General features: G+C 39.7%; 23 protein-coding genes. 6 read left to right on the top strand and 17 right to left on the bottom strand.

The annotated features are described in order from the left end of the window. Nucleotides 1-15 precede the first annotated feature (15 nt). The 5 genes from hpf (at nt 16) to mgtE (ending at nt 3,633) form a co-directional block, all read left to right on the top strand. Nucleotides 16-303 carry a ribosome hibernation promoting factor gene (gene hpf, locus ASU03_RS15785; protein WP_057832729.1) on the top strand — a complete coding sequence of 96 codons (288 nt, stop codon included), beginning with the start codon at nt 16-18 and terminating at the stop codon, nt 301-303. 106 nt (nt 304-409) lie between these two features. After that, on the top strand, nt 410-880 hold the full coding sequence (gene ptsN, locus ASU03_RS15790) for a PTS IIA-like nitrogen regulatory protein PtsN (protein ID WP_057182607.1): 471 nt from the start codon (nt 410-412) through the stop codon (nt 878-880). A 27-nt stretch (nt 881-907) separates the two neighbouring features. Further along, nucleotides 908-1,762: an RNase adapter RapZ gene (rapZ, locus tag ASU03_RS15795; RefSeq protein WP_057832730.1), complete on the top strand. Its 855-nt coding sequence runs from the start codon at nt 908-910 to the stop codon at nt 1,760-1,762. A gap of 30 nt (nt 1,763-1,792) precedes the next feature. Beyond that, a complete protein-coding gene (locus tag ASU03_RS15800; RefSeq protein ID WP_057832981.1) occupies nt 1,793-2,068 on the top strand; it encodes an HPr family phosphocarrier protein in 276 nt (91 codons plus the stop codon). A gap of 206 nt (nt 2,069-2,274) precedes the next feature. Further along, the gene (gene mgtE / locus ASU03_RS15805; RefSeq protein WP_057832731.1) at nt 2,275-3,633 is read left to right on the top strand and encodes a magnesium transporter; all 1,359 of its coding nucleotides are present in this window, start codon (nt 2,275-2,277) and stop codon (nt 3,631-3,633) included. Nucleotides 3,634-3,777: 144 nt separating this feature from the next. On the opposite strand, the gene pmbA is transcribed toward mgtE, so the two are convergent. Continuing rightward, the gene (pmbA, locus tag ASU03_RS15810) at nt 3,778-5,139 is read right to left on the bottom strand and encodes a metalloprotease PmbA (protein ID WP_057832732.1); all 1,362 of its coding nucleotides are present in this window, start codon (nt 5,137-5,139) and stop codon (nt 3,778-3,780) included. Nucleotides 5,140-5,391: 252 nt separating this feature from the next. Here pmbA and yjgA point away from each other — a divergent pair, with 252 nt between their 5' ends. Then, entirely contained in the window at nt 5,392-5,916 is a 525-nt protein-coding gene (yjgA, locus tag ASU03_RS15815; protein ID WP_231731610.1) for a ribosome biogenesis factor YjgA, read from the top strand. 83 nt (nt 5,917-5,999) lie between these two features. Here yjgA and tldD read toward each other — a convergent pair whose 3' ends face one another. From tldD to ASU03_RS15895, 16 genes are all read right to left on the bottom strand, one after another. After that, nucleotides 6,000-7,445 carry a metalloprotease TldD gene (gene tldD / locus ASU03_RS15820; RefSeq protein ID WP_057832734.1) on the bottom strand — a complete coding sequence of 482 codons (1,446 nt, stop codon included), beginning with the start codon at nt 7,443-7,445 and terminating at the stop codon, nt 6,000-6,002. A gap of 46 nt (nt 7,446-7,491) precedes the next feature. Next, nucleotides 7,492-8,367 carry a carbon-nitrogen hydrolase family protein gene (locus ASU03_RS15825; protein ID WP_057832735.1) on the bottom strand — a complete coding sequence of 292 codons (876 nt, stop codon included), beginning with the start codon at nt 8,365-8,367 and terminating at the stop codon, nt 7,492-7,494. Continuing rightward, entirely contained in the window at nt 8,360-12,334 is a 3,975-nt protein-coding gene (locus tag ASU03_RS15830; RefSeq protein ID WP_057832736.1) for a YhdP family protein, read from the bottom strand. The genes ASU03_RS15825 and ASU03_RS15830 overlap by 8 nt, the downstream gene beginning before the upstream one ends. Before the next feature lie 51 nt (nt 12,335-12,385). Continuing rightward, entirely contained in the window at nt 12,386-13,843 is a 1,458-nt protein-coding gene (gene rng / locus ASU03_RS15835; RefSeq protein WP_057832737.1) for a ribonuclease G, read from the bottom strand. Between the two features lie 22 nt (nt 13,844-13,865). Beyond that, entirely contained in the window at nt 13,866-14,495 is a 630-nt protein-coding gene (locus ASU03_RS15840) for a Maf family protein (protein ID WP_057832738.1), read from the bottom strand. A gap of 42 nt (nt 14,496-14,537) precedes the next feature. Continuing rightward, nucleotides 14,538-15,017 (bottom strand): rod shape-determining protein MreD, encoded by a 480-nt coding sequence (mreD, locus tag ASU03_RS15845; protein WP_057832739.1) that lies wholly within the window; start codon nt 15,015-15,017, stop codon nt 14,538-14,540. Next, a complete protein-coding gene (gene mreC, locus ASU03_RS15850; protein ID WP_057832740.1) occupies nt 15,017-15,904 on the bottom strand; it encodes a rod shape-determining protein MreC in 888 nt (295 codons plus the stop codon). The genes mreD and mreC overlap by 1 nt, the downstream gene beginning before the upstream one ends. Nucleotides 15,905-16,040: 136 nt before the next feature. After that, nucleotides 16,041-17,084, bottom strand: a complete 1,044-nt coding sequence (locus tag ASU03_RS15855; RefSeq protein ID WP_057832741.1) for a rod shape-determining protein — start codon at nt 17,082-17,084, stop codon at nt 16,041-16,043. Nucleotides 17,085-17,263: 179 nt separating this feature from the next. Next, on the bottom strand, nt 17,264-21,412 hold the full coding sequence (locus tag ASU03_RS15860) for a LamG domain-containing protein (protein WP_057832742.1): 4,149 nt from the start codon (nt 21,410-21,412) through the stop codon (nt 17,264-17,266). Continuing rightward, nucleotides 21,412-21,909 (bottom strand): pilus assembly PilX family protein, encoded by a 498-nt coding sequence (locus tag ASU03_RS15865; protein ID WP_057832743.1) that lies wholly within the window; start codon nt 21,907-21,909, stop codon nt 21,412-21,414. Before ASU03_RS15865 ends, ASU03_RS15860 begins: the two co-directional genes overlap by 1 nt. A 24-nt stretch (nt 21,910-21,933) precedes the next feature. After that, nucleotides 21,934-22,818 (bottom strand): PulJ/GspJ family protein, encoded by an 885-nt coding sequence (locus ASU03_RS15870; RefSeq protein ID WP_057832744.1) that lies wholly within the window; start codon nt 22,816-22,818, stop codon nt 21,934-21,936. Further along, nucleotides 22,818-23,390 (bottom strand): prepilin-type N-terminal cleavage/methylation domain-containing protein, encoded by a 573-nt coding sequence (locus ASU03_RS15875; RefSeq protein ID WP_057832745.1) that lies wholly within the window; start codon nt 23,388-23,390, stop codon nt 22,818-22,820. The genes ASU03_RS15870 and ASU03_RS15875 overlap by 1 nt, the downstream gene beginning before the upstream one ends. Then, on the bottom strand, nt 23,380-23,889 hold the full coding sequence (locus ASU03_RS15880) for a type II secretion system protein (RefSeq protein ID WP_057832746.1): 510 nt from the start codon (nt 23,887-23,889) through the stop codon (nt 23,380-23,382). The genes ASU03_RS15875 and ASU03_RS15880 overlap by 11 nt, the downstream gene beginning before the upstream one ends. An 83-nt stretch (nt 23,890-23,972) precedes the next feature. After that, complete coding sequence (locus ASU03_RS21840; protein WP_082627327.1) at nt 23,973-24,488, bottom strand: prepilin-type N-terminal cleavage/methylation domain-containing protein; 516 nt, start codon at nt 24,486-24,488, stop codon at nt 23,973-23,975. Nucleotides 24,489-24,595: 107 nt separating this feature from the next. Then, the gene (locus tag ASU03_RS15890) at nt 24,596-25,282 is read right to left on the bottom strand and encodes a type II secretion system protein (RefSeq protein ID WP_057832748.1); all 687 of its coding nucleotides are present in this window, start codon (nt 25,280-25,282) and stop codon (nt 24,596-24,598) included. A gap of 209 nt (nt 25,283-25,491) precedes the next feature. Continuing rightward, nucleotides 25,492-25,983 carry a hypothetical protein gene (locus ASU03_RS15895; protein WP_057832749.1) on the bottom strand — a complete coding sequence of 164 codons (492 nt, stop codon included), beginning with the start codon at nt 25,981-25,983 and terminating at the stop codon, nt 25,492-25,494. Nucleotides 25,984-25,989 lie beyond the last annotated feature (6 nt).

Consider the following 25,989-nt stretch of genomic DNA (forward strand, 5'->3'; position numbering starts at 1 on the left):
AAAAGGATCATGCTTATGCAAATTAATCTTTCTGGCCACCATGTAGAAGTAACAAGTTCATTACGCAAATATGTTGATAGCAAATTCTCAAAACTAGAGCGACATTTTGACCATATCAATAATATTAATGTCGTACTTACCGTAGAAAAGCTTAACCAAAAAGCAGAAGCCAATATCCATATTAATGGTGGTGAAGTGTTTGCCTCAGCAGTTAACGGCGACATGTATGTTTCTATTGATACTTTAGTTGATAAACTTGATAGACAAATCCTTAAATATAAAGGTAAGCTAGCTCAGCACTAAGCTGAGCTAAATTATGAATACGCTTTAAAGTAATTAAAGCCGATAAATCTGGCGCCCTAAGCTAAATGAATTAGCACAGTTTGGCGCCTAAAAAATTAACTCCATTATGCAATTATCAGAAATATTAACAACAAGCTGTACCACTTGTGATGTAGAAATCACTAGTAAAAAACGTATTTTAGAAAAAATTTGTCAACTCGCTGCCAAGCAAATCGGTGATATAGAACAAGATGATCTGCTAGAAAGTTTACTTAATAGAGAGAAAATGGGTAGTACCGGCATAGGTAACGGCATTGCCATACCCCATGGTCGATTACCTAATGCCAATAAAGCTGTCGCAGTGTTAATAACAACAGAGCAAGCTATTGATTTTGATGCTATAGATAATAGAAATGTAGATGTTTTTATTGCCTTATTTGTGCCAGAAAATAGCTGTAAAGAACACTTAATTACCCTACAAAGTATCGCTAAATTATTTAGTAATAAAAAGATGATTAAGCGAGTTCGTAAATGCCATGATAATCAAGCACTCTATAACCTAATTCAACAAGCTAGTAATACCCTAGATGCCATATAGTAAAGTACACGGATATAAGATATAAGAATGAAACTAATCATAGTTAGTGGCCGCTCTGGCTCGGGTAAATCAGTTGCCCTACGCGTATTAGAAGATCTTGGTTATTATTGTGTCGATAACATTCCGATTAACCTCTTACCTGCATTAATCCATACGGTTATCAATGACTATGAAAACGTTGCCGTCAGTTTAGATGTACGAAATTTACCTAAAGATCCCGAAGATATTCCAGAAATCATTGCCTACTTGCCTAGAGCAGTGGACGTTAATACCTTATTTCTTGATGCCGATGATAAAGACTTAATCCGGCGCTTTAGTGAAACACGTCGTTTACACCCCCTTATAAAGGAGAATATGACCCTTGAGCAAGCGATTACCCGAGAAAAATCATTATTAGAGCCGATATCAACGAATGCTGACTTATACATAAATACTAGCCAACTGACACCTCATCAACTTGCTGATTTAGTCAGGGAAAGAATTTTAGGAAAAAAGACCGGTTCCATGGTATTGGTCTTTAAATCGTTTGGTTTTAAACACGGTATTCCAATCGATGCCGATTATGTTTTTGACGCGAGGTTTTTACCTAATCCTTTTTGGGAGAAATCACTGAAGGGCAAAACAGGAGTTGATGCAGCGGTCAAAGATTTTCTTGCCAGCCAAGCGATAGTCACTAAGTTTATTTGGCAAATTAACAGTTTTATGATGACATGGTTACCACACTTAGAACGCAATAATCGTAGTTATGTCACCATAGCTATTGGTTGTACCGGTGGCAAACATAGATCCGTTTATATCGCAGAAATGCTAGCCAAGAATTTCCGTAAAGAGCGCGAAGATATTCAAACGCACCATAGAGATATTGATATAAAATCAACTTAATAAGTGAGCAGAGTCATGAGTGCTATAGTATTGCCAAAAAAATCCCAACAAGTGACTATTTGTAATAAGTTGGGTTTACACGCACGTGCCGCCACTAAACTTGCACAATTAAGCCAAAAATTTTCCGCACAAATTACCCTAGAATTAGCGGGAAAACAAGCCAACGCAGGGAGTATTATGGCGCTAATGCTCTTAGCGGGTGGCCAAGGAAAAACAGTTAATATCACCGCACAAGGCGAAGATGCACAACTAGCGTTAACTGAAATATGCCAACTTATTTCTGATAAATTTGATGAAGCTGAATAAAAAATATCGACTAAATAAATACCTATCTCAAGATTAAAAAGCTGATAAAAACACTAAGTTACGATAAACTTACGCTGATTTTCAGCTGTTTCCCAAAGAAAGCTGTTTTCTTTTATCCTTAAGTAACCCTCAGTTTCGCTACTTTCACAGCGACACATTCTTACAGGGTTTTCGGTGTACTAAATACCAAAGAGGCAGAGTAGGCTATGCCAGAAGTATCAGAACAAGAATTTAACCAACAAAGGTTACAACAAGTTAACGAAGCGCTTAGCAGTGGTATGTTCGTCTATGTACGAAAACTGCTGCAACATATGCCGGCCTTCAATCTAGCCCTTATTTTAGAGTCTTCCACAGCAAAAAATAGACCGATACTTTGGCAACTTATTGATCCTGATTTTCATGGTGAAGTGCTCGAAGAACTTAATGAGGAAGTCCGTAAAGGCATTCTTACCAGCATGCGGCCTGAAAAGCTTGCAGCGGTTGCCGAAGGCATGGACGTTGATGATTTAGCTGAAGTTTTACGTACATTACCTGACAGTATTTTTAACGAAGTCCTCGATTCGATGGACTCACAAAACCGTAGCCGGGTCGAAACCGCCTTATCTTATGAAGAAGATACTGCCGGTGGCATAATGAATACCGATACAATCACCTTGCGTCCTGAGGTAAGTGTTAAGGTAGTATTACGCTACTTGCGTCTCAAAGGTAACCTGCCAGATGCGACTGACTCCTTCTATGTCGTTGACCGTAACAATCGTTTTATTGGTGTGGTATCGCTTGCTGCCATAGTAACAGCCAAGGCAGAAGCTATCGTCTCTTGTTTGATTAATGCTGAAGTAGAAGCGGTGCAAGCAAATATGGATGAGCAAGATGTTGCCCAGCTGTTTGAACGTCACGATTGGTTTTCTGCTCCCGTAATTGATGAGCAAGGTCACTTACTCGGGCGGATAACCATTGATGACGTAATTGATATCATCCGTGAGAATGCCGAACACTCTATGATGAGTATGGCGGGTTTAGACGATGAAGCGGATACATTTGCCCCGGTAATTAAAAGTACTAAGCAGCGCACATTATGGCTGGGGGTAAACCTAATCACCGCATTGATGGCTGTTGCCGTGACCAGTATGTTTGAAGATGTCTTTCAACAATTGGCTATTTTAGCCGTATTGAACTCTTTGGTGCCCAGTATGGGTGGTGTTGCTGGTAATCAAACCTTAACGCTGGTTATCCGTGGTATGGCATTAGGTCATGTCGGTGACAGTAATGCCCGGGCACTACTGAGTAAAGAAGTAGCGATTGGCTTTTTAAATGGCCTTATTTGGGCGACATTAATTGCCACGGTCGTAGCGATATGGAAACAAGATTTAATGCTTGGTGGTGTAATTGCTTTCGCCATGTTGATGAATATGACCGCCGCTGGAATTGCAGGTGTCAGTATTCCACTGCTGTTAAAGCGTTATAAGATTGATCCTGCGCTAGCCGGCAGTGTCATTATCACTACGGTGACCGATGTGGTGGGTATCTTTGCTTTCTTAGGGACTGCTACGCTGTTTCTTACATAAAGGCTTACCTACACAGGTATTGCAATTAACCGCTTCAGGTTACCTAGTAATGACGGATCGAAATATAACGTAAATATCATAGCTAACAAAAAAGCGTTATCAATAGTGTATTGATAACGCTTTTTTATTTTAGTAATCGAGGAACTAATGTCCGGCGACTTGCATCTCATCAATCAAAATTGAACCGGTGCGGATACTACCGCGTAAATCAACATCAGAGCCAACCGCAACAATACCTTTAAACATCTGCGCTAAATTCCCGGCAATAGTAATTTCACTCACTGGATAAGCAATTTCACCATTTTCAACCCAAAATCCAGCCGCACCACGAGAGTAATCACCATTAATAATATTAACGCCTTGTCCCATTAATTCGGTCACCAGTAAACCGGTTCCTAGGGTTTTTAACATAGCATCAAAACTACCATCATGACCTTTGGCGTCAACCAGCCAATTATGAATACCACCGGCATGGCCTGTGGTAGTTAGCCCAAGCTTACGGGCGGAATAGCTAGTCAATAGATAAGTTTGTAAGGCACCTTGACTAATAATTTCCCGATCTTGCGTTAATACGCCTTCACTATCAAAAGCGCTACTGGCCAACGCCCTTGCAATGTGAGGTCTTTCACTGATATTTAAAAACTTAGGAAAAACATCATTCCCAATGGCATCAAGTAAAAAAGAGGATTTACGATATAAGTTGCCACCACTGATAGCGGCAATAAAATGTCCCCAAATAGTATTGGCAATATCCGCTCTAAATAATACCGGAACTTTACTGGTCGCTATGGTTTGTGGATTGAGACGAGATAACACCTCTTGTGACGCTTGCACACCAATATTTTTGGCATTTTCTAGTAAAGCAAAATCACGATTAACCGTGTAAGCATAATCCCGCTCCATATTGTCACCGTCACTAGCAATCATCACACAGCTTAAACTATGGCGAGTACTTGGATAGCCCACCAACTGGCCATGACTATTACCATAAACTTTAAAACCCGAAAAACTATCAAAGCTGGCACCGTCTGAATTACTAATACGAGCATCTACTGCTAAGGCGCTTTCCTCACACTCTTTGGCCAGTTCAATCGCCTCTTCGGTACTTATTTCATGTGGATGATATAAATCCAAGTCCAGTGGTTGCATTGCCAGCAGTGCTTTATCTGCTAAACCCGAACAATCATCAACCGAGGTATACTTGGCAATATTTACTGCCGCAGTAACCGTTTTAATCAGTGCTTGCTCTGACAAGTCTGCCGTTGAAGCACTGCCTTTACGTCCTTGTCGATAAACAGTAATGCCTAAAGCGCCATCATTAGTAAATTCAACATTTTCCACTTCACCCATACGGGTACTTACACTTAAACCTTGTTGGCGACTCATCGCTACTTCAGCACCATCGGCGCCAAGAGATTTAGCGAGTTCAAGTACAGTGGCAACACGTGCTTTAACGTCGCTAAGTTGTTGTGTGATTGGATCTTGGGATTTAGAGGCTGGGGTCATATTGGTTTCTACTTTCTCTTTTCTTTTTAAGGATTAACAAGGCTAAAACAGCAACTTAGCCTATTAAGTACTGGGCACTATCGAGATTAAATTTCCTAATTTCTTAGCGTGACTAGGCTAGACAGCACTCGCCGCAAATAAAACACCTTTATCTCGAACAGGGTTTGACCGCGAAAAATCAACAGCCCCGATAAATTTAATGATATAATAAGGATAATTATTATTTATTTTACCATGGTATTAGACATTATTATGCCCCAGTCAGCCAACGATATCGACGATTCATCAGAAGAAATAGAAGAAGAATATAAAAGTAAATCCGAAATAAAGCGTGAAATGCATAAATTGCAAGATTTCGGCCAAAGCTTAGTGGATATGTCTAAGCATCAGCGTAGTCGTTTGCCTTTAACCGAAGAGCTAAAATATGCTATGGTTTTAGCTGACAAGATCGCCAATAAACATGAAGCTTTACGCCGTCACATTCGTCATATAGGTAAAATATTAGTGGAAACCGACCTAGAGCCAATTCACCATGCTATCGAAGTGATGGCCAATAAACATCAACAAGAAACAGCAAAATTTGTTCGGTTAGAAAGTATTAGAGATGAATTAATTGCCCAAGGTAATGATGCTGTTGAAGCTTTAATTAGTGAATTCCCACAAATTGAACGTCAAAAAATTAAGCAGTTAGTGCGTAACGCAGTAAAAGAGAAAAAAGCCGAGAAACAAGGTAAGCATTATAAAAGCTTATTCCTTTACCTAAAAGCAAACGCCTAAGGAAAAGTCCGAAAAGCTCAGCGCGAGTAACTATCAGCAAGCACTCATTGAAAAATCAGTGCTTGCTGCATAGAAAGGGCTAACTACTGAGTACCACCAATCGTTATTTCATCAATTTTCAAGGTCGGTTGACCGACACCAACCGGTATACTTTGACCATCTTTGCCACAAATACCAACACCAGCATCAAGTTTTAAGTCGTTACCAACCATACTGATCCGTTTCATTGCATCGGGACCATTGCCTATTAAAGTAACACCTTTTACCGGTGAGGTTATTTCACCATCTTCAATTAAATAAGCTTCTGAGGTGGTAAAAACGAACTTACCCGACGTGATATCAACCTGACCTCCGGCAAAGTTTGGTGCAAAAATACCTTTTTTCACCGACTTAATAATATCTTCAGGGCTAGACTCCCCTGCTAACATATAAGTATTGGTCATGCGTGGCATAGGTAAATGGGCATAAGATTCACGTCGGCCATTACCTGTTGGCTTTACACCCATTAAAGCTGCATTATGCTTATCTTGCATGTAACCTTTTAAAATACCCTTTTCGATTAAGACGTTATATTGCCCAGGTGTACCTTCATCATCTATAGAGATAGAGCCACGGCGGTTAACTAAGGTACCATCATCAACAATGGTACAAAGCTCAGAGGTCACTTTTTGACCGATTTTACCTGAAAAGGCTGACGAGCCTTTACGGTTAAAATCGCCCTCTAAACCATGACCAACCGCTTCATGTAATAATACGCCAGGCCAGCCAGCACCCAATACCACAGGGTAAGTGCCTGCTGGAGCTTCAATGGCCACTAAGTTGACTAACGCTTGTCTAACTGACTCTTCAGCATACGCAAGGTAACGTGCTTTGTTATCACCCGGCTCAACTTCAAAGAAGTAACTATAATCAGTACGTGCGCCACCACCGGCACTCGCTCGCTCACGCTTGCCATTGTCTTCGACTAAGACTGAACAATTTAATCGCACTAACGGCCGGATATCCGTAGCGTAAGTACCATCACTAGCACTGATTAAAATAGTTTCATAGACTGCTGATAAGCTGGCAATTACCTGCTTAACCCGGCTATCCACTTGCCGCGCATGTGCCTCAACTTGATGTAATAAATCGATTTTTTGCTCTTGGGTTAAACTGCCAAGTGGCTCAACTGATTGATAAACCTTGATAGGTGTAGTGCGGTTAAACGCTTTCACGGTTGCCCCTTTGCCACTATCCGCAATACCTTTGGCAGCATCTGCCGCCTGCTGTAATGCTTCAGGGGAGATTTCATCAGAATAAGCAAAACCTGTTTTCTCGCCTGAAATGGCTCTTACGCCAACACCACGTTCAATGTTATACGAGCCTTCTTTAATAATTCCATCTTCTAACACCCAGGATTCATGCTGACTCGCTTGAAAATATAAATCAGCGTAATCAACTTTTCGTCCCATCATACTTTTCAAGGTTTTGATTAATACTTCATCATCAATATGACTATCACTTAATAAGGATTTTTCAACACTATTCATTAGGTATGGGCTCTTTTGCTATGTTCTTTAATTATAGTCGCTGCAATTAATTATTCAGCGGCGAGTTCAACGGCATGTTTTGACGTATGCCTGTTACTGATTTTTTTTGGTATTCAACGGTAATAAAACCTTCACCTGTGGCTATGCTCTGTTCAATTTCGCCCCACGGGTTAATAATCATTGAATGCCCCCAAGTTTCGCGGCCATTTTCATGAACCCCTTCTTGCCCGGCAGCAATAATATAGACTTGATTTTCTATCGCCCTTGCTTGCAATAATATTTGCCAGTGCGCTTTGCCGGTTACTTTAGTAAAGGCACTGGGTACGGTAATGATCTCTGCACCCGCTTTCGTCAATCGTTGAAATAAGTTGGGAAAGCGTAAGTCGAAGCACACAGATAGGCCAACCTTAGCAAATACAGTGTTGACTACACTTAGCTCTTTGCCCGCTTGGGTGTAGTGAGACTCACAATAACGGTTAGTATTATCGCTGACATTGACATCAAATAAATGCATTTTATCGTATTGCCCTATCAAGTCACCACTAGGGCTAAACACACAGCAACTATTAGTAAATTTAGTCGCTGAAGTCGTTAAAATAGGCACAGTACCCGCGACTAAATACACCTTAAACTGCTTAGCCAGTTGACCAAGAGCTAAACAAAGCCCATTCTCAGCTGCCGATTTTTTTGCCAAAGTTAATTGTTCACTGTCCTTACCACCAAAATATAAACAACATTCAGGTAATACCACTAAATGCTGATCAGACTCTTTTATAACATCGCCTTGTTTACCTAGGCTACTACTATTTTTTTTAGCCGCCGTCGGCTCTGCCGTAATTTTGGCGAGCAACTCAGCAATTTTTGCAAGGTTGCTGGCAACATTAGCGGCTGATGACAATTGTATTGCGCTCAGTTTAACCATCAATTACCTCTGCCTTTTTTAAAGAAGTCACCGGGATAGTATTATCAACTGCTGACTCTTCTTGTTTTTCATCTTCCGTAGGTACTGCCCCTTCGAGACTAATTCTCTTACTTTTACGCTCTACTTCCTCAAAAATTGGATTGTCAATATTGCCGGTTAATTTATAATTCAACTCGTAAACCACCTGTGATTTTATCACTTGATCTATGGCAACACCAGCAAGAAAAGTCATTGGATTCAAAGAGGTAGCTATCCAAGCAATGACTGGTAAACTTGAAGTTAAATTGGGTTTATATGACATGTCATAAGTAAGTTCACCGGTGACTAAATTGGTATACCCAGTCATAAACAAATCGCCGGCAGTGCCTTTCATTTCAATATTATCGGTAGTTAACAAGCCCTGTTTTAATTGATAGTCACCTTTAATATTACTGTAAAACATACCATCGCTAAATATATCACGAAAATCAAGGGTCAACTTACGTACCAATGACTGTAAACTGAGCACCGACAGAGCGCGTGCCTTATCATCAATATCCGCTAAATAGCCATCATCTAACCTAACATTAAAATCACCATTTAATTGACTGACATCGAAATTATGTAAACCTCCAGGCCAGTTCAAGCTCAGAGCAACTTCTGCACCACTGTCTTTTATAATCGAATCGTAGCCCATTGCTTGTAATTCGCTTTCTATGTCATCCACCGATAACTGACCCGTTAACGAGGTTGTTGATTCTTGTTCATTATGAAGCCAACTACCTGCAAGGGTTAATTGTGTTTTACCCCGCTTGGCGGTAAAGTTAGCAAACTCTATGGTTTGATGATCAATACGCTTAATATTTACATCCACTTCTCCTAGTGTCAGTAAACCCACGGAGCAGCTATCACAATGAAATTTTATCGGCGGGATATTAGCAAAAATAATATCATTTTCAGCTTTATCTGGCTGTTGACTTGCAGAGGCTAACTCTGTCTCTGCTGTTGCTGCCGTTGCTTGTTTAGCCTGTGCCAGTTTTAAAAACTCGGCATTGATCTCTAAACCTTGGCCTAACCAATCAGGATAAATTTTTATCTGGCTACGGATTTCTTCGGCATTCAGTTGTAATAGCCACCATTGCGGTTTATCCAACAAGTTAAAAGAAACATTATTGAGTTGCTGGCCTAGTATTTGTAACTGAGCAATGGTGCCTCTTATTCTTTTGGGTTTGGCTAAAAACGGCGTTGAGTTTTTTGGTGTAGAGCTTGAGCTTATACCCGTACTAGGTTGATTAATACTATCGAGAATATCGCTGATAAGTGGTTGCCACAAGGAAAAATCTGCTTGTTGTAACTGAGTGGTTATATGAAAGCCGTCACTCGCTAATGCCATAGTGCCTTGCCCAAGCATTAAATTAGCACGACTAAAAGCCGTAGTATCGTGATCTAATAAGCCAGAGAAGTGCATTTTATCGCCATAGTTGAGCACTATTTTTGATTGCTCCATCTGACCCTGAATTTGCACAGATAAATGGTTTTCTTGATTATCACTACGATCATAAGGAGGGGGTAGCAATAACTGTGTTTGGTTTAAATCAGAGTCAAAATTAGCCTGGTATGAAAAACCACCTTGATGATGCTGATATAGGGATAGTTCGCCTTGCCACGAAAGTTCACCTTCGGTATATTGTCGTAATTGTGCGGGTACAAAGGGCAACCATTGCTCTTCTTGCCATAAGGCAGAAAGTTTAATATCAGTACCGTAGTAATCCGCTTTATCCATGCCCGTGATATCAAGGGCAATAGGTAAACCTTGCCAAACCAGCTGTAAATTTTTGGTGCTAATTTTATCATTACTAAAGCTTAATTGCCCTTTAACCTCACTGAAATTCATCTGCGGCGTTTGCAAGCTAGCTTGATTATTATTAAAGTTGATAGTGCCACTTGCCAAGGCTTGCTCATTATTATTAAGCGGTAGATTTAAATGAAATTCACCACTCACCTCACCGGTAATTTGTAGTTGTGCCAAGACACTACCAACGCTATCTTTAAGTGGACTTTGATTCATCAAGTCACCAATATAACGCGGCTCTGTTGATTTAATCTCAGCATCTACCGTCAAAACTTGACCATGGGCTAAATCAGTAATTCCTGCTCGTACCCCAGTAACATCCAAGCCTGTTAATTTCCCCCCTCGACCGGTAATTAACATAGCGTTATTAGTGAAGTTTAAATTAGCAGCAAAGTCAGTAATGGCGGGCCAACCTTCAACAAATTTAAACTCAGCTTTGCTTAACTCAGCATCAACGACAAAAATGCCACTACCATCAGAAAAAGGAAAACGACTAATAGGACCATTTATCAAAACTTGGGCATTTTCAATACGACCAGAGACAACAGCAGCATTGAGGTAACTCACTAAGTTATCACTCATAATAGCTAAGGGTAAGTAACGGCCCACTAAGCCGACATTGGCATTTGAAATACTCGCCAGTAGCGCTAAGTTTACTTCGCCATCAAGCGGTACCTCGACTTTAACTTGTGCTGACAAGTTGATTTCTTTAGAAATAAAATCAAATTTTTCAACGGTCAAGGCCCAACCTTCATCATCAAATTTAGCATTGAGCTGCCCTGATAAACGTTGATAGGGAAAAGCTTGCACAAACATCTTATCGAAGTCTAACCGGCCCTGTTCGGCGTTAAAATTTACCGATAAATAATTGTCTACATAGCTCAATTGCCCAGAAATATTCTCTAACCCTGGAATCCCTTGGCTATAATTATTATTAAACGTTGAAAAGTTAGTCACCACCTGCAGTTCGTTATTATAATTACGAATATATAGGTCTTCAATTTTTCCGCTTAAGTTCATCTCAGCCAGTATTTTACGTGTCGCTTGTTTTACCACAATTAACGGTGTTAATTGCGCTAACATAGCAATATCAATTTCAGAGAGATGCATTGAAAAATCATTGCCTTGCTTAATTAACATAGCGGTAAATTGTTGTGATGTTTGTTGGTTAAGTTGCAGAGATAACGGCGTACTATAAAGCTTAAAACTTTGCTCTTTTTTACCTTTAACCAGTAATAATTGACCCTGTTCTAACGTGAGTTTTTGTTCTTTGCGGTCAAACAACCAATTAATGCTGCTATCTGAGATATCTATTTGTAAACGATTAACTTCGCTGTTATTGACTTCTAGCCAAGCGGAAAAATTAATATCAGTTTTGGTTTTATCATTTTCAATGACTAAAATGCCATCTAACCATGGAGTTATATCGATATGATTTGCTTGTAAGTATACTTGTCCAGATAAAGTACTGCCCGACTTCCCTTGTAAATCTATTTTCAACAGCAAATTATTAGAGCTCAAGCCGTTTAATACCACGCTCCCTTGTGCTTGATGGCGTTCACCTGTGTTTAACCAATCTAATTGATTTAATCCTATGCGACGAGTGATGGTTTTATTTCGGACGGTCAATTGGCTATCACGAATAGAAAAGCGTTTTATACGATGAAGAAAAACATTAAGGATAACGTCGATATCATTAGCTTCATGATCTGTTTCGGTCATTTCAAAGACATTGTCCTCTTCGGGTGAGAACCACAAGCGCTGCGAGATATCAACTTGAGCGCCAGAAAGAATAAGATTTTTAGAAATAAGCCTTTGTTCACTTATACTGCGCCAAAAATCAATGTGTAATTCAAGTTGTTTAATAAAGATCGAAGCCCTTTCGGTGTCAAGCACTTGCACATCACTAATGACCAGAATAGGCCCAGAGCGTTGCCAAGTCATACTTAAGTCACCAATGGAAATATTCGTTTGTGATAAGTCGTTTAAATAATTTTGCAGGGGTAATTTATAATGGTGAACATAGGGTAAAAATAAACGAAAGGCACTGATTAATACCGCCAGTAACACCAATAAAATGGCAACTGATTTATAAAGGCGGTTTAGCCAACGGTTAGCAGTGCTTGCAATACTCATTAAAACTTAGCGAATCCTATAATTATTATGCTACAAATACCCGAATGGGTCTTACATCATCACAACGTCAAATTGTTCCTGATTATACATGGGTTCGGCCAGTACTTTAATCGACTTACCAATAAAAACTTCAACTTCAGCTAAGTTATGGTATTCATCATTAACCAGAAACTCACTGACGGCACTAGCAGCATAGACAGTAAACTTATCTGCTTCATGGGCACGATTTACTCGAACTATCTCTCTAAGCACTTCAAAACAAACAGTTTCCACCGTTTTTAAATGCCCACGACCGCTACAAAGTGGGCACTCGCCACACAACACATGCTCTAAACTTTCACGTGTTCGTTGTCGTGTCATTTCGACTAAACCAAGCGCTGAGAAGCCATGAAGGCTGTATTTTACTTTATCCTTGCTCATCGCCGTATCTAGGCTGTGCAATACTCGTCGTTTATGATCTTCATTGTGCATATCGATAAAATCGACAATGATAATACCCCCTAGGTTTCTGAGTCTCAGCTGACGAGCAATAACCTGAGTTGCCTCTATATTGGTACTAAAAATGGTATCGGCAAGGTTTCTATGGCCAACAAAGGCACCGGTATTAATGTCTATGGTAGTCATGGCTTCAGTTTGATCTATGATCAAATAGCCCCCAGACTTCAGCTCTATTTTCCGGTGTAGTGCCCGCTGAATTTCTCGCTCGACCGAGAACAAATCAAATATAGGACGCTCACCTGGGTAATATTCTAATAACGGCGTCAATTCAGGCACAAATTCTTTAGTAAAAGCGTCCAAATCTTGATAGGTAAGCTTAGAGTCAACCCGAATACGCTCTATGTCAATACCGACAAAATCTCTCAGTACTCGAAAAGACAATGACAAGTCTTGATATAGCGGTAACTTGGTTTGTTTTCGTTCTTTACGGGTTAATACTTTTTGCCATACTCTACGTAAGAACTCAGCATCATGCTGTAACTCAAGCTCGCCAGCACCTTCACCCGCAGTTCTGACGATAAACCCTTGCTGCTCATCACAATAGGGACTGACAATATCTTTTAATCGCTCGCGCTCATCGGCCCCTTCAATGCGTAGCGATACACCGGCATGTTGAGAGTGAGGCATTAACACTAGGTAACGTGAGGCTATGGTGATATCTGTCGTTAAACGTGCGCCTTTAGAGCCAAGGGGATCTTTAACAACTTGCACCATAATGTATTGCCCTTCATGCACTAAAGAGCGAATATCTGCTACTTGATCATTTTCTTCTTTTAAAATAAGTTTGCTTTTAATATCAGAAGCGTGCAAAAAAGCCGCTTTCTCTAAGTTAATATCAATAAAAGCGGCTTGCATACCGGGTAAAACACGAATCACCTTGCCTAAATACACATTGCCAACAATGCCTCGCTTGCCTTGTCGCTCAATATGCACTTCTTGCAATGAACCATTTTCCACCAAAGCAACACGTGTTTCGCTAGGAGTAACATTAATTAATAACTCGGCACTCATATATAGCCCTTACTTCAATAAATTATTTTGCATTAATGGCACCAATAAAACCGGCCTTAGCCAGTAATTGGGCTGTTTCATATAACGGTAAACCCACCACAGCTGAATAGCTGCCGTTGATAGATTTAACAAATTGTCCCGCAATTCCCTGAATGCCATAACTGCCCGCTTTATCTTGCGGTTCACCTGTTAACCAGTAAGCGTGAATTTCTGCCTTGCTCAGAGCTTTAAAAGTCACTTGTGTACTGATCACTTGCCCCTGGACACCCGTTTGGCTAGCCAAGGCAATTGCCGTTAATACCTGGTGCTGATTATTGGATAATAACGATAAAGTATTAAGACAATCGGCTTCGTTAACGGGCTTACCTAATATTTGGCCATTGAATACCACACAGGTATCTGAGCCTAAAACCTGGCTGTTGGCTTGTTTTGCTGTAGGCAATAACCTCAATACATGTTGTGCTTTTAGCTTCGCTAAACGTAAAACATAGTCATGAGCGGTTTCAGTGGCCACCACTGTCTCATCAATATCACTTACTCGTATAGTAAATTGATAGCCTAATTGTGTTAACAACTCTCTGCGCCGTGGCGATTGCGAGGCTAAAATAAGCTGTTGATCTTGAATTGTGGAGTTAGTGATACTAGCTGTCATAAATTATTTACTGCTGTAGCAAGCCCTTGAACCATTTTTTGATTATTTAATGCGAAAGTGACGACGAACACGGCGTAACAATAAAAACACCCATGGCCACAAGATAATGGTCGTTAACACTGGATATAAATAATGGGGTTGGAAAACCACATCACTTAAAAAACGTTGTAACCAAAAAACCACCAGATGATATTGTGCAGCAATTACACCAATGATTAAGGCTTGTTGCCATACTGAAAAATTTCTAATTTTTTGAAAATTAACCACGACAATATAAACGGATAAGGCCATAGCACAGGCATGAACACCCAGCACAGAGCCGAGCAAGACATCAAGAATAAAGCCCATCACCCAAGCAGTAATGATGTTTACTTTATTAGGTAAAGCTAAACACCAGTAAACCAAAACGATAAGTACCCAATCGGGGCGAAAAGCATCAACACTAAGCGGCATTGGCGTAATACTGGCAATCAAGGCAATAAGTAAGGTCAACAGAATAATAAAGCCATTATTGCTAAACATTAAGACTTTCCTGCGATGGTTTGCTTACTATTTGGCAAGTTAGCACCCTTAACTGCCTGCTCTTTAGACGGCTCTTTTGAAAGCAATAACATATAGCGTAACCTATCAATTTGCGCGACCGGCTTACTATAAATAGTGGCAAATTCCCGTGACTCATCGGCGCGTACAAGAACTACTCGGGCAACCGGATACCCTTCTGGGTACTTACCACCTAGACCTGAGGTAACTAATAAATCACCTACTTTGACATCCGCACTGTGCGGCACAAAATTATGGATAAGTCGATCAATTTGGCCACTACCCGACGCAATAAGCCTTAAGCCATTTCGTTGAATACGCACAGGAATAGCATGAGAGATATCAGTGATTAAAATCACTCTTGAGCTACTGGCACCCACATGTAATATTTGTCCAACAATACCCTTTTCATCAAGTACCGGCTGGCCTTCGTAAACACCATCATTGGTGCCACGGTTAATAACCACTTGATGAGAATAGGGATCACTATCTACCGAGATGATTTCGGCAAACATTTTATTTATTTCACCGCGAACAGGAGAAGAAAGTAATGAGCGTAATCTTTCATTTTCTTGTCGAACCATACTAAGCTGCATCGCTTGTTCATGATAAAACAATTCATTTTCACGAAATGTTTTATTTTTATTTATCAATTGTTGGCGAGTGACGATGTTCTCTACCGCCCAATTCATCATTTGTTTCGGCGCATTAGCCATATATTGCAAGGGACTTACTAACGACTGCAAATAACCACGTACCGTTTCAAAACTTGCCATTTTATGGTCGAAAAAAATCAAGGCCGCCGAACAGCACAGTACCAAGATAAGTCGGTGCGCTGGTGATGTACCTTGATTAAATATTGGATTCATAAAAGTCAGTTATGAAGAGTGTTGTGAAAAAACAACAGATAAAAAGAAAGTTAAGCTGAGATGCTTTTGCCGCTAGTTAATCCCAAGTACCTATAACGCTGTACTTGGGTTAAATAACCATGAAAAGTCACTGCTTTTATTCGTATGAGAAAAGATCGCCACCATGCATATCAATCATCTCTAAGGCTTTACCACCACCTCTGGCAACACAGGTCAATGGATCATCCGCCACAACGACCGGAATGCCGGTTTCTTCCATTAATAAACGGTCCATACCTTTTAATAAAGCTCCACCACCGGTTAAGACCATGCCTCTTTCAGCAATATCCGAGGCTAACTCTGGCGGAGCTTGCTCTAACGCCACCATAATAGCACTAACAATACCACTTAAGGGCTCTTGTATTGCCTCTAAAATTTCATTGCTGTTTAAGGTAAAGCTACGTGGTACACCTTCAGCAAGGTTACGACCGCGAACTTCAATTTCAGTAAGTTCGTCACCTGGGTAAGCAGAACCAATTTCATGCTTGATGCGCTCAGCCGTTGCTTCACCAATGAGGCTGCCAAAGTTACGGCGAACATAGTTAATAATGGCTTCATCAAATTTATCACCACCAATACGGACAGATGATGAATAAACCACGCCATTAAGGGAAATAATACCCACTTCGGTAGTACCACCACCGATATCGACCACCATAGAGCCCGTGGCTTCTGAAACAGGCAGACCCGCACCAATAGCGGCTGCCATTGCCTCATCAATTAAGTAAACCTCACGAGCACCAGCGCCCATGGCTGATTCGCGAATGGCACGGCGTTCAACTTGGGTTGAGCCACAAGGAACACACACTAAAACTCTAGGACTAGGGCGTAAAAAACTATTGCTATGCACTTGTTTAATAAAGTGTTGTAACATTTTTTCGGTAACGAAGAAGTTAGCAATTACACCATCTTTCATGGGGCGAATCGCTTCAATATTGCCAGGGGTCCTCCCTAACATAGCTTTAGCGGCAGCACCTACAGCAGCAACACTTTTAGTGCCACCAGCACGGTCTTGACGAATAGCAACTACAGAAGGCTCATTTAACACTATACCCTGGTCTTTTACATAAATAAGTGTATTTGCGGTACCTAAATCGATGGAAAGATCGTTGGAAAACATGCCGCGTATTTTTTTAAACATAAGCTCAAAATGTCCTGTAAAGTGCGAATTAAGTAGACGCTGTTAATAGACGAATAACAGATCAGATAATCATACCTTAGTCTTAAGCGAATGTGTTGCTTTTTTGAAATAAAGCACTAAAGAAGTATAAAAAAATGAGACACAAGTCTCATTTTATAATTTATAAGAATTTTCCTAGTTTATTTCGCTATTTCGCGTTGATAAATAATACGGTCATTACCGCGGTAAATACCAAAAGTAGCTATAGAAAACGGGTTATCATTAAACAGGTTATCTACATCACCAGCAGTATAAGCACACTGTAAATTGTCTTCGTCAATTGCCCATTTATATTGCAACCAAGGTAATATAGCATATTCAACACATATCCCCCCCCGGCTACCATCTGATGGTTTAGTAACCTTAACTTCTCTAGTTTCACCAGAGTCTAGCTGTCCTGTTACAGAATTTACACCAACTACTGCATCATCAAAATCAATAGTGGTTAGCGTTATATTCGTTGAAGTATAAGATGTACATACATCATCCGAGTTGGTAATAAAGTTACTGTGTTCATCTAAATATTGCGCGGATAAATGAAGTGGTAAGTCAGAGGTTTCTGGACCATAACTATTGGCAAGATAACCCCGACCAAAGCGAACTTCTACGGTATTATTAAAATCAGTAGCAGGAGGTGTAGCATCTAGCTGATAAAAATAAGGATTTTCAAAGTAATCAGTTCCACCACTTGAAAGCTTAAAAGTAACCTTATCCGAGTCTTTAAATTCATTAAAAGGCAATTCAAAGCTAGCATCAAAGGGAATAACTTCACTTGCCGAGTTACGTGTATAAACAAAGTCATGTAGTTCAGATAATTGATATGTTAAAACACCATCACCAATAACGAGTATTGTTCCAATATCAGAGACATCACCGGTTAACGGCAATGAATTTACATGCGTTGTTAGTGGCTGAGAAAAAGTTATTTTATTTTCTGTGTCGACATTTAAAAAAGCCAATTTGGCAAAGTCTCCAGAATAGTTTTTAGTTACTTCAGCATCAGGGCTAGCGCCATTATATGCAGTAATAGTTAAAATTGGTTCATTTAAATAACCAATACTACCTTCAGCTTCAGTGAGTTGCCCTGTATACACCCAGTCAAGCATAAAACATGACAAAGCAAGATCGCTATCATGGTTTGCTATAAGGCTACCTTGATTACCATCTACAATAGTTTGTACAAAATGATCTGGGTAAAAACGACCAACGTAAGGTGCATTACCTTGCACATCACTGACTCCTAGGTAACTATTATCCAATAAATTAGCCGTTAAACTTATAATGCCAACTTCGGAGTAGCGAACCTCACTATCACTGGTAATACCGTCAGTAAAAATAAATTCATTACTAATAGTGAAGTTTCCTAGTTCTCCCGGCATTGGCGCAACTAAGGCGTGTATTACTTTTGCCTTTTCTGGGGAGCCTTCTTTACCAAAGTTTGCTGTTACAGTATTGTCAGATAAATCAGCACCAATATCAGGCACCCCATCATTATTTCCATCATCAGCGCTTTGCCAAACAACAGCCTTTAATTGTACAGTGAAGTCTTCACTCGCTTTATTAAAGGCATCACCACTTGCACTTGTAGCCTTTGGGTTATTCAATACATTGATATAAAAGCCAAAGGGTCGTTCAACAAAAGCATTTGAAACACCACTAAGGTCTTTTATCACTTTGTTGCCGTCACTATCTTCTACTTCAATATTTTTTTGCGCATTAAGCATTAACTTAGCCGCATCGGGGTAGTTAATAGAAAAGGATGCGGTCGAGTCGCTAGTAAATCGTAGCGAGTGAAGAGCAGAAGCTGCAGTAACATTATATGCATTATTATTGTTAGTCAGTACAACCGCTTGGGTACAAGTACCGTCAGTACAACTGTAAGACAGGTTTACCGGAATATCTCCACCATCAGGAAAAGCACCAATACAAGCACCCGTATTGTTATCGGTTTCAACAGCCTGTAGTGTTAAAATTGTCGCATCAAAGCCCTCACCTGAAGATTTTCCAGAAATTTGTGTCGGAATAGCACTGAAAATAAAGCCACTATCGGCAAAGGTGACATCACAATCGGTAGGCATACCATTGATGCACTCAAAGGTCTGATCTAAACTTAAAGTCACCACTTCCGCTATGGTATGAATATAATCAACCGAAACTTCACCGCCAACTACTGTGACCGTTTTATTTAACACCACGCCGCCAGCATCCGATACGGTTAGCACTACATCAACTGCATCAGTGTTTAAAAGACTACAGGAAGCATCACTACATGCGCGCAAAGTAACGATATCGGCTTCACAGGTTAGGCCTTGGCCATTCAGTGTATCAATTTCAAAGTGATCAATAGTGTTACAACCAAAGTTTTCATTCATATCGCTTTGAATTTCGCTCAATGTAAGAACTTTATTATAAATTCTTACCTCATCATAATTGCCACGTGATGAATACGGTGAAGCGATATTTGAGTTTCCAGTTAGGGTATAATTGGAAGCATTATCACCAAAGACTATTTGGTTGAGTTCGCCCATAGCACCATTGGTATTTCTACTTTGCTGAATTTGTAGTGTTCCATCAACATAAATGGCAAAGCTATCACTGGTATAATCCCAAGTAACGGTTAGGTAATACCAAGTATCTGCAGCTCTATTAGTAGATGGTTCAATAATATAAAAATCAGAATCTGCAGAATCTTCAAAAGCAAATTTTAATCGGCCATCTTGTTGAATTTCTAGAACAAAATACTTATCGCTAGCTGAATTAGCAATACTAGCATCAAACAATACCCGTTCTTGTCCTTGATCCCAATCAATTCTACTGTTAAACCAAAAGCTAATGGTGCCTTGTAAGCCAATATCATCATTAACATCTAAACTTGAACGAAATGCATCCGTGATGTCGTTATAATCGTTCCAGCTTTCACTTTCAAAACCACGACAATACTTACCATTTTCAGTCGATAAACCACCAAAAATATTCTCCGCATGATTATTTAAGCCACTGGTATCATCTATTTTCGTAGTAAAATCAGTTTGTTCAAAACGATATAAAGCTAATAATGTTGAACAAGAAACTGGAGCACGGCTACTACCGTCATAGTTATTCCTAGCTAATTGATTGTCATAGATAGCTAATATATCCACTGCGCTAAGTGCTATATCATAAACAAGAAACTCATCCAACGGTGCTCTGAAACCTTGAGGGTTACTACCATTAATTTCATCAAAAGAGCTTCCGATATACTTTAACGTACCCACAGGGACACTATTTACTGCATCGACTAACACACCATCGATATAAAGCTGACTTCGCCCTCCGCTGTATACCAATGCCATGTGATGCCAGTTATTATCCAAAGTAGTGAATGAAAACGTACCATTAAGACTGCCCGTAATCGAGTTATATATGCCCCATCGCCAATTGTTACTCCGATCAATATATAACAGATCACCGCCATTTTGCATTGCCCCTAAAACAAAAATAGGGTTACCTGATATTGATGTTGGTTTTTTAAACCAGGTTGATACAGAGAAGTCAGCCGGTAAAGGGATTGAAGTTTCAATGTGATGGCTTCCACTGGAAATATCAACAAAACGTTCTATTTGACCATTGTTATTGGTATCAACACTGCCAAAAGCTGTGGCATGATAACTTCCAATTTGATCTATCACTTCAAATGCAGCGCCTGTATAGCTACATTCATCAAACTGATAGTTTGCAATAGGGACTACTGCCCCGTCACACATACCGTTAAAATCGGCATTTTCAATAGCATTTTCATCATAATTAATGACGGCAGGGGGGACTATATTTATGCTGCCTGCGGCGGCTACAGCACCATTTATAGTGGCACTTCCATATACAGTGATGGCGCCAAGGCTATATATAATGGCGTTTATCTCTGTTTCCCCACCACTAATAGTAATACTTCCGGAAGTTATAATGATAAGATCTTCAGGGTTACCACCAACATTTATTTTAGCGTTGACCCAATTAACGCCCCCTGAAATGTATAACCTAGCAGAAGTCTCACTTACAGGAATTGGGTTTACAATAACGGTTTGCTGTGAATACCACGAATAATACTGACTGTCTCCTAGAGGAATAGTCTGCACTTCATTCATGTACCAGTCTGCACCAGTAAAAGTCGGTATATTTATTAATTCATTACCTGAGCCGAGTAAAGAGCCATTTATTGCACTAGGGAATACATCCAAACAAGTAGCAGCTTTAGCACTATGAGATACCGTAAAAAGTAACATTAATACTGTTAAACAAAAACGTAATAACACTACAAACTCCTCGCTTCGACTTGAATGGTACGGCTACTTTTAACGATAACCTTACTATCAGCTGCCATATCGCCACTACCACATTCACTGGTACTGGTTAAACGGTAATATTTTGTGCCATCTAGTCCTGTGTGGTAATTTTCACAACTTGTTTTTGCTTTACAGTGGTTCATTCCTGAAATAGCAGTAAAATCATAGTCTCGAGCCAGTGCCGGTAATGCACTAATTGGACATGTTGGCGGTGGGTTTGGAATTGGTTTTAGTGGGAATAGTTTCTGTAATTCAGCCTGCATAGCCGAATTGGCTGCCATATAAGCACGAGTACCTATCACCTCTTGGGCTACTGTTTCGCTACTGGTGGAAAGTACTCTCATTAACGTGCTACCAAGCAAAGTCAGCACAATGATAATAAACAACGCCAATATCAAAGTACTGCCTTGCTGATTTTTCAGTATTATTTTATGATTCTTTTGACTATTACTTGCTACAGCATTCATAATTTTATTTCTGTACTTTAGGATCTAAGGAATATTAGTAATATGTATCGCATTATCAAATACGACTTGCTCACCATCACGGGTAAAGTTGAGTTTTATTTGTACCACGGCATTTCGTTGTAGTGAAGCCTCAAATACAGTAAAGCTGCTGCTAGAGAAATCTAGCCCTTCTGCCATTAAACTGCCTTCAATAGAAGGTGGTAGAGCTTGTGTTACTTGAAAAGCATAACCTACATACCGTTTAAGTGTACCGCCATTAAGGCAGTACGAAACGGGTGAATTGAAAATATAAGCACGATTGGTGGGTGAATCTTCGGTAAAGGTTATCTTTTGTAATAGCTCTAGTTCACTATCACTGGCTGCAGGATATTTGCGAATTTGGAACGCTTTACCTAAGTTATCATTATGAGCTTGATAGACCTCACTTTTTTTTAATGGGTAAACAATAACAACATCATTACACGGGTCACTCACACTACTGGCATCACAACGATAGTCATTACCATTGGCTAGCTCAAATGGCACAACATCTATATTTTGGTCTGCAGCGTCTGGCGCTACGGGAATTTCAGTATAAATAGTACTAGCAATAATGGGTACAAATTCAAGACAGCGCGTTATTGAATTGCTTTTTTCTCGCATACTATTGGGAACCGCATTACGCACTTCTCTATTTAACCGCTCAACAGCAAAGCGCGCATTAGCCAGTAGCTCATCACGCTCGATAACATTCAGATAAGTCTGTGTACTTAAGTTGATAAAACCCGCAATACCAACCGACATCACGCCCATAATAATAATGACAATGATGAGTTCCATTAAGGTGAAGCCCGATGTTTTTTTTAGCGGTAGGTTTTTTGTTGAGTTTTTTGTTAGGTTTTTTGTTAGGCTTTTTATTAGGTAACGCATTAGAAATTAGCCTTATGACTGGTGAACTTTATGGCAGTTCCTAACGGTGTGGTTACGGTGACGGTAATGCGTTTGGCGAGTTTATCGGCTAGACCTAAATCATCACCTGCGTAAACCACATTGACAGCGACAATAAAATTATCATAACTACTATCAAGAGGATCTAAAACATCATCTTCAATTTCATAACCATTAAAGTCATCAACGTCGTTATAGTCCGTACGATTATCACCTTCTGAGCCATCGCGTCCTAAAGGTTCAGTGCAATTATCCTGACCCGCTTCATTACAACGAAATCGTCCTCCAGCCATGTCAGAGTTATCAGCAAAAGCACGGCTCATGATGTCATTCATCAAACTTTGGCCAAGCTCTGAGGCTTTTATTTGCAGAACATTATCGGCACTTTTTTCTTCCGCAGGTGCAATCAGGGTGCTAACAATGCTTAACGACAGACTTAATACGACAATGCCGATAATAAGTTCAACGAGAGTAAAACCTCTCTGCTTAAACTTAAGTGCTTGTTTGGAATTAAGCCTCTGCCGAAAGTTAAGGGATTGATTATTAAATGCCATGAATATAACCCTCCGCTTCTATTTTTATTTTCAACGCATTGGCTCCATTTTCAACTGCGCTTTCAACATCAATTGTACAACCAGAAGAACAACCGCCTAACGGCCTGCCCATCCAATCAAAACTAATAATGGCATCCCCAACAAAAGAAACACTAAAAGTTATATCATAACGTGTATCAACTTCATGACCTGTCGCATCAGGCGACCAGCCACTTGCAAAGGTAGTCGTGGCACATTTAGTTCGATCAGGCACCCCATAACGGCTAATATTTGGGTCATTATCAAAAACAATTTGGTGGCAATAACCATCAGTGGTATTTGTTTGCTGCATCGCGCGTTGTTGGGTTAAACGTAAAGCGGCAATAAGTTGCGCTCTATGGGTATGGGCTTCATAGCTAGAAGTGCCATCAAATTTAGGCAACACAGCAACAGCAAGTATCCCAATTAGAATAATTACAGTGACTAATTCTATGAGGGTAAAACCGCGATTTAATTTCATATTTTATTAATTAGCTGTTAGCTGTAAATTTCAAAAAAAAAGGAGAGCTAAGCTCTCCTTTTTTTTAGCTCAATAAGCAAGGTCTAGATACAATCTGTCACTACATACGTTGGCAGAGTAGTAGAATTTGCGGCCTGAGTATAAGTAACATAGCAGTTAGCTGAGCTATCGGCGATACTAGCAGTTGTTGGCGCAGTAACATTATTTGGATAAACGTAAAATTTGGAAGTAAGAACAACTGAACTAAAATCTGCATCGATTTCAAGTAAATCAGACCAGTCACCAGGGTTGCTAGCGCCCGTTGATGAGTAGTCAGCTAGAGGATAACCATAAGTAATTTCAGTTTTTTCACCATTCACAATTACAAATACAGTTGTTGCTGCCGCCTTTGTCTCATTACCTTGTATCAATGATTTACTATGAACTAATGTTGATGCTGTTTGCATTGAGGCTTTTACCGCTTGCAAAGTCGCAGTGCGGGCATCAGATTGTAAATCAATAAATTTCGGCGCTGCAGTTACCGCTAAAATACCTAAAATAACAATGACTACCACTAATTCAATTAAGGTAAAACCTTGCTGATTTTTTTTAATATTCATACTACTTCTCATCTTTTTTTCCTTAATTTACGAACGAATTTAATTTAAAAAGGTTTACCAAATTTATACCGCAGTGGATGTATGCGGCAATATTTTTTTCTTAGCCTTTACGGCTTATTATTAATATATATGATTACCGAGCTATTGGCTGGTTGATAACTAAAGCTATTGCCAACATTGGTTAACGGTGATGGTGCAATATAAAGACCGTCGCTATTACGCGCTAATGTTTCTTTTAAATGATAATGACATAAAGTCGATGAACCTGTGCCTGACACATTGGCTAAATACCTAAAACTGCCATCCGCATTAATATCGCTAACACTGCTAGCGAGTAAAGGTGGTTGTTGTAACAAGCTATTCCACACAGAGATACAATCAGCAATGGCCATACTTTTTGAATTAATGCCCGCACTACTGTTAGTACCAACAATATAACCTGGGCTAATAGTTGGTGATGTGCTGTTGTCTTCACTGGTTAAGTAAACTATGGTGCCATCATAATTAACCAAATTAACACCGTCAGTATCTTTTGGACGAGCCTCAGCTTCCCACTGCGAACGTGCTAATGACACGCCTGTGGCAAAACCACCGGCCATAGCTTCAATATTTGCCTGCTTAGCTTGTTCGGTTAAGTCTATAAATTTAGGGATAGCGGTTGCTGCCAAAAAACCTAAAATAACGACAACAATAACCAATTCAATTAGGGTAAAGCCCGCCTGTTTAGGGTTGCGAACACCAAGCTGAATATGACCATTATGGACAATACCTTGGTGGAAAATGCTTTTTATCATTGAGATAACCTTTTATATCAACTAATGCATTGAGTTTTACTCGATAAGCTTTAGCCGAAAATTTATATCTTCAGCTGCCTATAAACATAATATTAACATTATGACCACCGGCAAACCACTTTTCAATATCGAATATAGGTAATTAGCAGTAGTAACTCAATAAATACTCTATAAACATTTTAATGCGCTTTAATTATTCAGTAGAATAATTAATGTACCTGCTTAACTTTCCCTGTATCACTACGATAATCAAAAGATTGCCCATTAGCAATACTATATCGGCATAAGCGACCGTTTTTAATCGTTTTATTATGAATTTCAATCGCTACCACTGGTGATTTAACCACTTGTAATGGCATGGCTAATGTTTGCTGCCAAATTTTATGGCAAGCCAAGCTGCTATGGTCACTATCAACCCAACCCGATTGATTCACCTGAACATATTGTTTTTCTGTACTGTTTAAACGATTTATCACCACAATATCAGGCTGTTTATCCATTAACCATTGACCATGGATAACATTGATTTTACTAGTGAAATTTTGCGCTAAGCCAACAAAAGCGATATTGGTTATTTTTTCTTGCTGGCTAAAAAAAACATCTAATAATAACTTCATCAATACAGCAATAATAACGACAACAATAATAAACTCAATGGTTGAGCCTTGCTTTTTTTCAGAATAATTAGGTGTTTTTTCCATAAGTTT

The sequence above is a fragment of the Colwellia sp. TT2012 genome, from assembly GCF_001440345.1.
Lineage (GTDB): Bacteria > Pseudomonadota > Gammaproteobacteria > Enterobacterales > Alteromonadaceae > Colwellia.